This is a genomic window from Staphylococcus sp. 2S1, from assembly GCF_046721335.1.
Taxonomy (GTDB): Bacteria; Bacillota; Bacilli; order Staphylococcales; family Staphylococcaceae; genus Staphylococcus; species Staphylococcus equorum_A.
On the sequence record NZ_JBEUUJ010000003.1, the window covers coordinates 665,670 to 679,977 of the forward strand.

8 protein-coding genes and 2 pseudogenes are annotated in these 14,308 nt (G+C 36.7%); 1 reads left to right on the top strand and 9 read right to left on the bottom strand.

Annotated features, from left to right (window positions below; all coding sequences use genetic code 11):
* Positions 1-174 precede the first annotated feature (174 nt).
* Positions 175-852: a hypothetical protein gene (locus ABLV90_RS03635; RefSeq protein WP_427705827.1), complete on the bottom strand. Its 678-nt coding sequence runs from the start codon at positions 850-852 to the stop codon at positions 175-177.
* Between the two features lie 85 nt (positions 853-937).
* Positions 938-2,714: pseudogene (locus ABLV90_RS03640) on the bottom strand (metallophosphoesterase).
* A 258-nt stretch (positions 2,715-2,972) separates the two neighbouring features.
* On the opposite strand from ABLV90_RS03640, the pseudogene ABLV90_RS03645 reads away from it, so the two are divergent.
* Positions 2,973-4,875 (top strand): annotated as a pseudogene (locus ABLV90_RS03645) (endonuclease/exonuclease/phosphatase family protein).
* A 226-nt stretch (positions 4,876-5,101) separates the two neighbouring features.
* Here ABLV90_RS03645 and sbnI read toward each other — a convergent pair.
* From sbnI to sbnC, 7 genes are read right to left on the bottom strand one after another with little or no spacing between them, the layout of a single operon-like run.
* Positions 5,102-5,866, bottom strand: coding sequence for a bifunctional transcriptional regulator/O-phospho-L-serine synthase SbnI (gene sbnI / locus ABLV90_RS03650; RefSeq protein ID WP_427705821.1), 765 nt, complete (start codon positions 5,864-5,866; stop codon positions 5,102-5,104).
* An 11-nt stretch (positions 5,867-5,877) separates the two neighbouring features.
* Positions 5,878-7,068, bottom strand: coding sequence for a type III PLP-dependent enzyme (locus ABLV90_RS03655; protein WP_460872180.1), 1,191 nt, complete (start codon positions 7,066-7,068; stop codon positions 5,878-5,880).
* Positions 7,043-7,837: an HpcH/HpaI aldolase family protein gene (locus tag ABLV90_RS03660; protein ID WP_460872181.1), complete on the bottom strand. Its 795-nt coding sequence runs from the start codon at positions 7,835-7,837 to the stop codon at positions 7,043-7,045. Before ABLV90_RS03660 ends, ABLV90_RS03655 begins: the two co-directional genes overlap by 26 nt.
* Positions 7,812-9,584: a staphyloferrin B biosynthesis protein SbnF gene (gene sbnF, locus ABLV90_RS03665; protein WP_460872852.1), complete on the bottom strand. Its 1,773-nt coding sequence runs from the start codon at positions 9,582-9,584 to the stop codon at positions 7,812-7,814. Before sbnF ends, ABLV90_RS03660 begins: the two co-directional genes overlap by 26 nt.
* Positions 9,571-11,298: an IucA/IucC family protein gene (locus ABLV90_RS03670; RefSeq protein ID WP_427705815.1), complete on the bottom strand. Its 1,728-nt coding sequence runs from the start codon at positions 11,296-11,298 to the stop codon at positions 9,571-9,573. The genes sbnF and ABLV90_RS03670 overlap by 14 nt, the downstream gene beginning before the upstream one ends.
* Positions 11,288-12,547, bottom strand: coding sequence for an MFS transporter (locus ABLV90_RS03675; protein ID WP_427705813.1), 1,260 nt, complete (start codon positions 12,545-12,547; stop codon positions 11,288-11,290). The genes ABLV90_RS03670 and ABLV90_RS03675 overlap by 11 nt, the downstream gene beginning before the upstream one ends.
* Complete coding sequence (sbnC, locus tag ABLV90_RS03680) at positions 12,537-14,306, bottom strand: staphyloferrin B biosynthesis protein SbnC (RefSeq protein WP_460872182.1); 1,770 nt, start codon at positions 14,304-14,306, stop codon at positions 12,537-12,539. Before sbnC ends, ABLV90_RS03675 begins: the two co-directional genes overlap by 11 nt.
* Positions 14,307-14,308: the final 2 nt, after the last annotated feature.

The window sequence follows — 14,308 nt, forward strand, 5'->3', positions numbered from 1 at the left end:
ATAATTATTTAATATTCATTTTAAAGTTATCATTTTATAATGAATAGCTCCAACTTAACAATTCATTATATTGCTTCAAATAATAATTTTTACATAAAATATTATTATCTTATTAATTATTTTAGACTCATCAAAAAGAGCTGGAATTTTAAAATTCCAGCTCTTTTTGATATATTATTTATATTCTTCAACCAATTCTTTATAAAACTTACTCAACGCTTTGTTTTCGGTTTCTTTAAATTGTTGATCTGGGCGTAGGTTGGGATCTTTACCAGTATGGTCTTTCGGTGCAAATCCTGATGCTAAAGTCACATCTTCCTTACCTTCAAATTGGTATTCATAGACCTTGCCCTCTTCTGTGAAAATGTATTTTGTCACTGGTTTACTTAAGTCTGCAACTTCCTTATAACCTTCTACATTAGAAAGATCTTCCGCTTCTTTATCAAAGCCTACCTCGCCATCTTTAGGTGTGTATATAACGGCACCAGTAACAGCATGCAAATCGAATGCTTCAGGCCCAGGTTTGCCTGTATTATTGATTTGAATTTCTCCCTTTTCCGTACCCGCATACCAATCACCATCAGAAATACTACTTGTACTAAAATAACGATTGGAGACTGCCTTACCGTCTTCTTTTTTATCTTCAGCTAACCAATCTATCATTTCTTCTTTTATTTTCTTCTGCTCTTCATCAGAAATTTGAGTTTTATGTGATGTTTCTTCTTTACTGGACTCTTGCGCTACTGCTTCTTTTCCAGAATGATTATTTGTCTCAGTTTCTTCATTACTACAACCCATAAGTAACGCTGTACAAATGGATATCATTGATAATGCTTTAATATATTGTTTCATAAAACAAAGTCTCCTTTTTCAAAGGAAAACCGATATACCTAAGCTATAAAATAAATTACAGCTTAGGTATCAGTTTTAATTATATTTAATCTTTTTGAATACCAAATTCATCTACTAGTTCTACGCTACGTTGCTCACCTTTACTGATGTCACCGCGTAGTTGATAAATTTTAACTTTCAATTGATCGCCTTCAACTTCATATACTGAGAAGTTTTGAGCTGATGAATCTCTGTTATTTTCGTGTTTATCTTTAAATGCGTCTGTTTCTTGTGGTTGCGCACCTAGTTTGAATAAACTATTGTAATGATCTAAATCTTTCTGAGTTAACCAGACTTAATTCTGGTCTAACCTTTTTAATGTGCTCTAATGAACGGTCATAAATACTGTCATATTCTTTCGTACCACCAGTGTTAGGTAATACATAGACTGAACCTTCTGGGTCGTCATAATATTTCACGCCATCTTCGCCAACGAATTGTTCCGTATCTTCTTTCTTCGCATTCACAAAACTATTTTTCGTTGATGTGTGTTCTAGAGGATGTGTACGTGATAACACGTGGTCGTGACCTTGTAATACTAAGTCAACGTCAAGGTCATCAATTTCTTTTGTTAATTCATCTCTTACTTTCTTCACATCTTCATCTGAAAGTGCATGATATGATTTAGAATACATTGGTTTGTGTAAGTTTAAAACAACCCATTTTGCCCCATTGTCTCGCGCCTGTTTAATATCTTTCTTAATCCATTCCATCTGTTCATCACCAATGGCTTTTTCATCTGGATTGTCTTTTGATTTCTTATTGTCGTTTGTATTCGCTACTACCATGTGTGCCCCATTATAATCAAATGAATAGTACGAACCGCCATTAACAGCGTCATTTTCTTTTGGTACGTTCATGTGCTCATTGAATTTATTCAATAATTTTTCGTCTTCTTCGTTTAATGCATACTCATCATGGTTACCTGGTGCTGAGGCAACTGGTAAAGACATAAATGATGGTCTAGATTGTTTATATAAATCTTTCCATTCATCTTCAACTTCAGCAGTTTCTACAAAGTCCCCTGTATGTAGTGCGAAGTTAGGATCGCCTGCTGTTTGAATTGCATTTTTCAATGTATCAGCACCAAATGCTGCTTCATTTCTTACATTCTCATTCCAAAAAGCATTTTGCGTATCTGTGTATTGTACAAAGCTAAATGGATCGCCTTTATCACCGGAAGTCTTGAACTTACCTATTTCACTTTTCTTCCCACTTTCACTACCCACTTTGTAGTAATATTGTGTATTCGGTTTTAAATCTTTAGCTTGTGCTTTGTATGTATATTCTTTTTCTTTGATTAAATCTGTTTTACCATGCTTGTCGCCGCTCGTCCATTCAGGGCCACCTGCATTTTCATCGGTATAAAAACCATTTACTTTAGGTTTGCCATTTTTTTCAATAGGTTCGCCTTCATCATCTTTGGCTACATCTTTATAGATGATATTGCCCTCTTTATCCCTCTCAAGATACTTAGAGTCTACTTTTTTAGGTTTAGCATCAAATGATTTTGCGTCTGAAAAATCTTTAGATTCTGAAACCCATACTTTAGAATCTTTAAATTTGTCTGTGGTATACCAACTAAAACCCATTTCCGATTTAGTGTCACCTTTAAAATTTGTAATTACACGGTTAGGATTGTTGTTCTCTGGAACCTCAGCTACTTTAGGTTTTTTATCCAGTAATTCAATATCACCGTTTTTTTCGCCTTCTGTTGCACTACCTGAACCACTTGCATCAGCTGTTGGTGCTGAAACTGTAGTAAATACTATAGCTAGACTCATTACAGTACTTACAGCAATAGAACGATACTTATATGCCATCACACGTACCCCCCAATAGGAATTTTTAATGTTTCATTCACTATTCTAGCAATGTAGTATTAATTTAAAGTTAATGCTATATGGATTTTGTAAATTTCAAATTACTATTTAATTTTATTTAGGTATATTTAAAAAAACCAATTTATTCACTTTTATTTCCACTACCATAAACCAAACTTAATATTAATTTACCTTAGCTTAACAATTCCTTTGAATTAGCTTTGTTACAATATAATTAAATTTGAAATTTAAAGGGGAATGGTTTTGAAGAAATTAACTTGGTCATTTATCACGTCTATGGCATTAGCAACTACTGTCATAGCACCTACTACACTTCACGCAACAACAACAGAGAAAGATGCGCAAGATACAAAAGATAGTTCGACAAAAAGTATAGAAATTCACGATATCCAAGGCGAAGGTCATCAATCACCTTACGATGGTAAAAAAGTGAACAACATAAAAGGGATTGTCACATATCAATATGAATTAAATGGTGGCAAGTACTTACATATTGAAACACCTGACGATAAACAGGATAATAACCCGAATACATCTGAGGGTCTTATCATTTATACGGGTAATCAAAATTATGACGCTCAAAAAGGTGACTTAGTTAACGTTACAGGCACTGTTGATGAATATTATATTGATGGTTATGATGATAAACAGGAAACAGACTTACCAGTAACTCAAATTAATGCACGTGACGATAAAGGTGGCAACGTGGCTATTGAAGAAAGTAACCAACAATTGCCTGAGCCCTATGTGATTGAAAAAGTACCAAGTAAAATTTCTGCAAATGATAACTTTCAGACCTTTGATCGTGAGCAATACGCAATTGACTACTGGGAATCGCTAGAAGGCATGCGTGTTGAAGTTGGCGACGTCAGAAGTGTTGGCCCACAAGAACACGGTGACCTTTTCACTGTTTTAGACGACCAACCGACTGAAACGGACAATGGCGGTGTACGTTTAAAAGAAAATGATCAGCATGGTGAACGTATTCCTTTTAAAATGTATGATAATCATAAAGCACGTGATTTTGATGTAGCAACAGGCGATAAATTTAAAGGTCCAATTATTGGTCATGTGAATTATGGATTCCAAAACTACAAATTAAATGTAGATTTAGATGACATGAAACAAGCACATGTCGAGGGTGACACTGAGCCACAACCAACTTCCATTGAACCGAGTAATCAAAAGCTCAATGTTGCATCTTATAATTTAGAAAATTTCTCTAACAATTCATCATCTACAACAGAGGATAAAGCGGATAAAATTGCGAATGGTATCACAGAACATATGAAGAACCCTGATATTATCGGCGTGACTGAAGTACAAGATAATGACGGTCCAAAAGAAGGCGGACCAGAAGCTAATAAATCTTACGAACGTTTAATTAAAGATATTGAAGAAGCTCGGTGGACCAAAGTATAAATATTTAAATATCGATCCTTCAATGAATGAAGACGGCGGACAGCCTGATGCGAATATCCGTGTTGGTTTCTTATATAATCCTAAACGTGTTCAATTTGATAAATCTATTGAATCTGGAGATGCAGACACAGCAGTATCATATAAAGATGGCGACTTAACATTAAATCCAGGTCGCATCGACCCGAATAATCCGGCCTTTGATGATTCTAGAAAACCATTGGTCGCTCAATTTAAATTTCATGGAGAACAAGTCATTGTATTAGCGAATCATTGGAACTCTAAAAATGGTGATACACCACTATTCGGTAGTCAACAACCTCCAGTATTAGAAAGTGAAAATCAGCGTGTTGAAATTGCCAAATCAGTTGGACACTTTGTAGAACAAGTCCAAAAAGACAACCCTAATGCCAATATCGTATCCGTTGGCGATTATAATGATTTCCAATGGTCAAAACCGTTAAAAACATTTGAAAGCTTTAATATGAGCAATATGATTTATGATTTACCTGAAAGCGAACGTTATTCATACAACTATCAAGGTAATTCACAAGCACTCGATCATATATTCGTTTCAAATAATTTGAAAAACCATACAGAATTAGATCCAATTCATGTAAACAGTGATTTCACTGATATGTCAGGCCGTGCGAGTGATCATGATCCACTATTAGCTCAAATTGATTTAAAACAGGCCCGTAAAGATGAAAAAACTAAATAGGTACAAAAAATCGACAAAATCATAAGACTTTGTCGACAGAATGGGGAGTGGGACAGAAATCTAATTTTTCTAATAAAATTTCGTCGTCCCACCCCGGCACAGCTGACTAGAACTAAAAAAAGCTTGATATAAGCGCATTTTCAATTCAGTCAGCCACTGCCAATATAAAAATGATCCTGAGACATGTTCTATGTCCCAGGCTGTTTTTCTATTTATAATTAAGACGTCATTGCTCAACTAAATAGACTTTTTCAGAGTAACAACGTACGCTATCCATTTTTTTCTCTAAGAATTTATTCCATTTTACATCTCTATTTAGCTCATTTTGTTCTTTTAAAATTGCTAACGGCACTTGTAAGTTAAGACAGCGACCAGAAATATTAAAACGTGTGACACCGGTTGGGACAGTTTCTCCTCTATTAACGATTGTTTCGATTTCTTGAAAACCAAGCGACTGATATTTCATCAAAATATGTTGGTTAGATACACAAGTATTATCACTCTGTGCCATACGTTCCACATCATAGGTTTGACTATAACTGGTAACAACCTTTGCCCACGCTTCTAATTTCTGTTCTCCTAAATCTTCTACATATAAATATTGTTCGTCATAGCCTTTGCACATTGTAATAAATGGCATGGTATTTTTAATTTCTGTCGTCCATGGCAAACTATCATCTTGTCGTAAATTTTCCCACCACTGACCAACAGGCACTTTATGATTCCATGTACTAATGGAATATTGTGTCTCATTAATATCTTGAACTGGTACAACGCGGCATCCAAGTGCCTTGAGACTCGTGAAACGATGCACACCGTCAATGACCATATATCTACCTGATTGTGTTTGTGTAACTAATACTGGATGTCTCATAATTTGTTCCGCTTCAATACTTTGCTTTGTCTTTTCTAAACGCTTCGGCTCAAATGTTTCATGTAAGTCTATATGTTCCACTGGTACAAGTTTTAATGCATTATACATTTGTTCCATTTTAGTCCTCCTTATTGATCAGATAAATAGATAAATGTCGGATGTGGATGACTTAAAAAATCATGGTGAGAAATAGACCAACCATAAGCGCCAGCGTAATTAAATATTACGACATCCCCAGTTCTTACAGATTTTACTGGTGTTTCTTTTGAGAAAACATCTTTCGGCGTGCAGAGTTGACCGACGAATGTCACCTTTTCATTAGCGACTTCCATGCGTTCAAAGCGATAGGGATTATGATCAATATGACATATTTCAAAAGGATGATTGTGTTGCCATGACACTGGTAGTCTAAATTGTTGCGTGCCCCCTTTTAAAATAGCGTAATACGCATGATGCACTTGCTTGATATCAATGACTTCAGTCGCATAGTAACCGATATGCGCAACTAAGTAACGGCCACACTCAAAGTTCAACGTAACATCATTCATCGCTTCTTCATTAATCACGTCTTGAAAGCCTTCAACAAATTGTTGCCATTCGAATTGTTGATTTAAATCTGCGTAATTGACTCCAATACCTCCACCGATGTTGATATGTTTCAGTGGAAATTGAAAGGCCTCTGCCCACACTTTGGCTTTATGAAAATAGAGTCGCATAACATCTAGATGTAACGGCGCATCTAAGTTATTTGAAATAGAATGAAAATGAAATCCTTCTAAGTTGATATGCGGTAGTTCAAGTGCAAGTTTGATTGCTTGTTCGACTTCATTTTCTGATATACCAAATTGGGTTGGTCGTCCCGCCATGTGTAGCGTCGCGTTTGGAAAGGGTCCTGATAAATTCACACGTAATAAGACATCCATCTGTTCATTTTTGGTATCAAGGATAGCATTTAACCTTTTTAACTCGTATATACTTTCTACGTGAACGCGTTGAATGCCTTTATCTATGGCAAATGCTAATTCTTCATCTGTTTTGCCTGGACCACCAAAAATAATGCGGTTCGCTTTTTTATGTGCTAAACCTTTTTGTATTTCACCTTGAGATGCTACTTCAAATCCAGCAACAGATTCACTCATCATCGCTAAAATGTCTTCTTCACTATTGGCTTTCATCGCATAATACATCTCACAGTTCTCTGGTAAGGACGAAACGATTTTGTGCACATGTTGACGTAATGCGTTTAAATCATATATATAATGACAAACAGGAGTGCCACTTTGCTTGATTTCTTTAATTTTGTCGAATATTTGTGTCACGTTTTGCCCCTCCTTTAAATGAGGTTAATTCTGATTTTAAATTACGGTAGATTTTGCCACGATCGTCTCCGAGTACAAACGTATTAACACCACGTTGTGCCCATATATCTTGTTGTTCTTTATTTCTTGGTAATGCACAAAAGTGTTTATTGTAATCACTTGTCACGTCATGCATGTAACGTAATGCTGATTGTATGACTTCACTGCTTGTTTCCCATGGCATGCCAAACGACTGAGATAAATCGGCAACACCTTCAATAATCATGTCTAAGCCGTCAACTTGTACAATGTCTTCTATCGCACTGATGCCCTCTTGATCTTCAATCATCGCCATGACAATAATTTTATTGTTCGCATCTGCCATATAATTTGTTAATGGAATTTCACCAAACTTGGCCATGCGTCCACCATTTAAACTGCGCATACCTTGAGGATAATAACGACTTAATTCCACAATATGTTCTACGGTCGCTTTATCTTTAACATGAGGGATAATAATACCTCTTGCGCCCATGTCCAACACTTTGATAATATCTCGCTCAATGACTTGAGTGACCCTGACAATTGGTGTGATTTGCGCTGATTCAGCTGCACGAATTAAATGTTCTAACGTTTCATCATTAATGGCAGCATGTTCAGTATCTATAATTACAAAATCATAACCACTTGCCGCAATGATTTCAATAACAAGTGGGTTCGGAATCGAATTGAAAATGCCATAGACTTCAGTGTCTTGTGCCAATTTATCTTTGAGGGATAACGTCATCATGATGAATCACTCCTAACGGGTTACTTACGTGATGGATTCTTATTTCTGTATCCTCTAATAATCTTCTTGTTGTTAATTTTTCTACTTGTATCGTTTTTTCAAATAGATCAAAATGCTCATAATTAGGCAGGTCAGGATGGGTTTGACGATACTGCTCGATTTCATCGTATACATACATCCATTGTTGACGTTCACTCAAATTGTAGTGACGTTCAAAGAACATAATGATTTCAGAAATATTAATAAAGAAAAATGCATCTAGAGCAAAGTCTCTAACGAGTTCCACATCTTCTGTTTCGATAAATGAATTACGATTAATTTTCTTATGTTCTTCTGGTGTATCTTTTAATTGAGGGTTTTGTGCTTCTATACTTAGTAATCCACGTTTAAAACGCACACCATCATGAAAATCTTTAATTGCTACACGCGTTGGCCAACCGTCTTCATGAATGAGCATCATATTTTGCGCATGTGATTCAAGTGCAATCCCATGGTAATAAAGCATATGGATAATCGGTTGCACTGCGACTTTGATAAATTGTTTAACCCAAGTCGCTACGCCATATTGTGCAATCCATTGTTGAATAATTGGATTCTGTTGTTGGTCTAAACTATAAATCGCATTAAATGGTATCGCATCTTCTGTTTCAGTTAAGTAACTGTGTAAGTTCTCTCGCCATATGACAGATACTGAACCATAAATGGCTTCACGCTTTGATTCAGCTAAATTATCATTAATATAAGACATTCCTAATATTTCACCTAAGAAGACCGTTTTTAATTCTTTATTTAGATAGCTGTCTTGTTCATGAATATGCTTTAACCAATCTGTAATCTGCGTCGCATTTTCAATCGTATGTGGCGCTAATACACGTTTAGTGGATGTATTCGTAATACTTAAGGGCACTTTAATATAATATTTAGACGTGTCCACAGGTGATAATGTACGAATCGATTGTTGTGGTGTATAGTATTCTTCCGATTCACCTAATAATATAATTTCACCATTAATCCATTGTTCAGCAAGTTCATTCGCAATAATGTGATCAAATTGCCAAGGATGTACAGGCAACCATTCATAGTCCGCTAATGATTTATCTAATGCTATAAGCACTTCTTTAAACTGCTGCACAACTTCATTACCTAATTGTTGTTGAAATAATTCTTGCGATTCAATATTTTGAGAGACAGTCTGTTCAATATATTGTTTTGGAATTGCGAGCCATTTCAATGTAAATGTCGGCTGAAAATCAGGACCATATTCCAAATTATCTACAAGGGTAAAGCCGAGACGTGATTTATAACTTGGGTGATACGGATGACCTTCCATCGCATAAGATTCAATTGCATCGAACGTTAATTTAACACTACCCGCAGTCATCTCTTTATATCGCATGGCTTGTGTATCTTTCAGTTCCGTTTGTAGTAATTCATTGATAAACGCCTCTACTTTTTCACTATTTTTATCAAATGTATAGATGACTTCTCGTAACATTGTGGCGTAATCAATCGTTACTGCTGTATCGCCTTCACCTGTGATTCGCCATACAGGTGATGTAAGTTCTAACCTTTGAAAGCTATCTAATTCTCTTACTTCAGCACGATACGTTGCGTCTTCCGCTTCAATTGTTACTGTCGTAGTAGCACCTTGTTGTGTCACCTCATATTGCACGACATCTTCATATATAATAGAAGTTACAAGTTGATTCATAATGCGGTGTTTTACTTGTTGTTCAATATTGTGCATCATGTTGTCGTACCTCCTCTTCCATAAACATTGGGTTTGGTATATTGGTATAAATTGGGTTATCGCCACACGCTTTTATTTTGCTCAAAAAGTTTGCTTTTGCTGAAAATGTTGGACTTTCGTATAGGTCATCCACATAGACTTTCATTTGTGTTGATATACTTGCGTCTTGAGACCAATCCAATAATTTATTGCGAACCGTTTGCCATAATGTCGTTTCACTACCAACGCGTTTGCCCATTGTAGCCACCAAATGCCCCAAATGATTTACAATAATGTAGTATTTAAAACGATGCCACGCCGCTTCATTACTGTAGACAACTGGACTTTCGCTTTGTATTATATTTGGAATAATTTGCGCACGCTTTGCGATATCTTCTGCGATGCATACGCCTTCCAAATCTCTGACATAACACACTTGCGGATGGCCATCTTTAAATTCAATCAAAGTATTTTGTACATGACCTTCTAGACTAATGCCAGTTTCAGATAATAATTCAAGCATTGGATATAAGGTGATGTCTAAGTATGCACTTAACCATTCCTCATCCGACAAGCCGCTTTGAGTAATCATCTCTCCTAACATAGAATCCGGCTCATGTGGCATGGTTTCAAATAGACTTGCTAACACGTGAATTTGTTTCTCCGAGTGATAATCTTCAATACCTTCACGCACAATCATTGCGGTGTTTGCTAATAAATCGAAAGCGCCCGCTTCAGGCGAATCTTTCAATGCACGATAACCTTCTTCGAACATCAGCTTAAAATGCTTTGTTTCATAATCTGGTTTTATCGATGCGATGACACTTGCGGCATCAATTGTACGTTCTACTTGTTCATGATCATTCGTTCTTACGAAGTTTGTGATTTTGACATATATCGGTAATTTCAGGTAAACGTTAAGCTCTTTTGAAAATACCGTGCGAACAGAAGACGTCGGATAGACGTAATGTCCGCTGATACCGATATCTTTAATAAAGCCGTCATCCATCCATTGTTTAAACTTAGCGTTGTCTTTTAATACAGCTATTTGATATGGGTGCACAGGTAATAATGTATAACCGGCTTCTATGTCATCAGTATCTAACTGTGCCAACTGTAATGCCAATTCATTTACTGCGGCGGCTCTGCCTTCCACATATCGTTCAAGCATGATAGAACGCTCAACTTGTATATAATACAGTTGAAATTGTGTCTGGCACTCTGGTGCATAATTCAATAAATCTCCTTCGCTAAATCCGACTGAACTCTTGGGAGTTGGATGAAACGGGTGACCCAAATAAAGGGATTGTTCCGAAATAATATACTCATCTTCAGTTTGTTGTTGTTGCGCACGTGTTAAATAGAGTGCGGTGCGTTTTACACTATTGTTAATATCTAGGTAAATATTGTGTAGTATTGCTCTTAATTCGCTTGTCTCTTCATCTTCAGTTTGTTGCGCGAGCATCTCAAACAAGTGTTCAATCACTTCCATTGGTGCTAACTGTGAAGATGTGCCATTGTCTTGTGCACACATCACTGGGTGGTATGAGTGATGACCCATTTCTGACCAATAATTAAATTTACCTATTAACGTTTTAGATGGCCAGAGCGTGATGAACCACATGTTCTGCTCTGGTTGCGCATTGTACAAATTTTGTTCTCTAAAATATACATTCAATATACGTTCTACAGCCGCATGTTCAGCTATTTCCATATTCTGATTACTTTGCACGTTTATTATTCAACTCCCATACATTCATTGTTAATTTATAATCTTTCACAGCGTTTAATTGCGATGATAATAAGACAACACAACTGCTTATAAATATGCCGCCCATCACGATAAATGTAATCGTAGGGTTATAGCTACTTGTAATCACAGCGCCTAGCATACTGCCGGCAACTTGTCCTATAACTAACATGCTGTTAGTGGAACCAACGAAGGTGCCTTTTAAATCTTGGTGACATGCTTTAACAACGACATACATCACACTTTGAATTAATGCACTATACGTGAATCCTTGTATCACTCTAAAGATGATTAGCATCCACAGTGTGCTCGACAGACCTTGAAATATGACACTTAAGCCACAAATGAGTGCAGTGATTAAATAGACATATTTGACATAGTTTTTATCATTTAAGCTTCCCCATAATGGGGCACTTAAAATAGAGGCAGTCCAAAATGCAGATTGAACAAGACCTACCGCCGCTTTATCATCTAAAAATGTCTGGTTGGCGCCAGTTGTTAAAGGGGCGAGCGCAGTCATCATGCCATACATCGCAAGATTAGCAAGCATACCAACGATAATGAAGCGACATGTCACTTGAGAACACAGTAAACATTTAAATGATTGTCTTACACTACAACGCATAGGTTCTGCTTCGCTACGGTTATACTGATGTGTGGTTTCTATAAGTAACTTAATGCCTACTGCACAGACAATAAATGTCAAAATAGCAATCACTAACAGCAACGATTGAAATCCAACAATACTTGCTGCAACGCCTCCGATAAGTGGTCCCACGAGAGAACCCGCACTAATAGAACTTTGCAATTTCCCAAGTACTTTACCACGCATTTTTTCCGGTGCTTCACTCGTCGCAAATGCATTAGAAGCATCTACAACACCGCCAAATAATCCTTGTAACAATCTGACTAACACAAACTGCAGTGGCGTCGTACAGAGTGACATCAATAATAAACAAACTGCTAAACCTAATAATGCACGGAGTACCATCCATTTCCGGCTGATTCTATCGCCAAGTTTGCCCCACAACGGTGATGAAATCATCGTTGTGATAGCGGGCGCCGCAATCGCAACTCCACTCCACATTTGAATTTCTGTAACAGATAAATTCTTGAGCGATGCAATATAGATTGGCAACAAAGGAACGAGTACAGTCAGTCCGGCTATCGAAATAAACTGGCTCAACCATAAGATGCGAAAGTTCCTATACCAAATCGCTTCACTGTTCATGACGCATCATGGGGTTTGGTATCGTCCCAATACTGGATGGCATACTACCGCCACCTGATTCTTGTTGATGTAAAAGTGGTAAAAGTACGCGTTTAAAAGGCCATGTTTGTTTCTCGAATAAAATATGTTGCACTTGTGCTTTATCCGCTTCCGAACAATCCATCTGTTGCACATGCTTTGAAAGTGATGCTTTTATTTTATTCATTAACACGATTTCATCCAATCCAAAAACGTGATGCATCATATCTACAATTGCATACAAATTCACTGATACTGCTAATGTTTGAAAATATGTAAAAAACGTTTCTATATCTTCATTAATTAACGTATTCGGAGAATTTTTGCTTATCGCATATTGTGGCATATCAATGTTATTTTCATGCATCCACTGTGGATAAATACGTACTGTATCGTGATCTCTCAATATGAATTGATCCACGTGCCCTTCTTTAAATAAAATCAAAATATTTTGTCCATGCACTTCTGGTAAGACACCATTTTTCATAAATTTGAGCATAATATGAAGAAATTGGTCTATCATCTCATCAAATAATGATTCTAATTGCTGACTCTTCATTTGAGCCTGCGCTATGCCTAGAATATCTTCATATAATGTGGCATCATGGGCCGCTAATGCGACCATCGATACGAGTTGTGACGATGACGCTGTCACTTGCTTAGGATAACTTCTAATCTGTGTTGTCAGATGGCCTATTTGATCTTGGAATATATCTTTGTCTGCATTAATAAACGATAGCCACTGTTTTTCATTACACAGCGCTACCTTATTTTCTAAAGTGCTGTCTTGAGCTATAATTTCACTTAATAATTGTTCTGCCTTTTCACCATTTAATAAGTAGCGTGTCGGTGTTAATCTCAGTGCACCTAACGACTGCATTGAAAACGGTACTTTAATATGTTGAAACGGGCGATGAATATCAATGAGCGAACGCATAGATGATGATGGCAAAAACGCGCCAAACTCATAATCTAGTGGCACAATGATGTGCGCTGCGATTTCTGCTTGAAACATTTCGGGAATCACATGTGTCATTTGCCAAGGATGTACAGGAAATACCATATACGACTCTGAAGATAAGCTTGCCGCCTCAAGCGTGTGTGCTAATGTGCCCTCGTCTTCAATTGCTAAGGCTTCATTGAATAAACTTTCGTTTAAATACTCACTCTTAAGAATGTAATCACGATGTATCGCAACCGTTTTTAAAGAGAACGTTTTAAAATATTCTGGTTGATATTGTTGATAATCTGCTGTAACTAAACCACGTTTTTCTTTAGCTAAAGGATGAAATGGACGATCCTTTAAGCTCGCAATCTGTTCTGATTTGATAAAAGGATGTTCTGATAAGGTTAATCCTTCTAATTGGGCTGTTAACTGATCCATCGCAACTTCAAGCCCTTCTCGAAAACGTGCTGTATTCAATTCACGGCTCGACGGTGCATTCATTTCAACTAGTGTGTCCCATAACGCTAAAGCATTTATTTCATGTTGTTCGTCATTGTCTTTTACAAAGACGGTCGTTCCTTTTAATCTATAAATATTTAAACCACTATGATAAACAGGTATATAGAGCGCCTTATCTTCATTGCCATATTTCAATAGCGTATCTGAAGCGATTTGCAATGCTTCACTTTTTGTCAAAAGACCAAAGACATCTTCAAATAATAGACCATCCACTAGATTTCTTAAAACAGTAGTGTGCGCATGATTTTGTTGATGATTCGCTGTGACTTCTATCACTG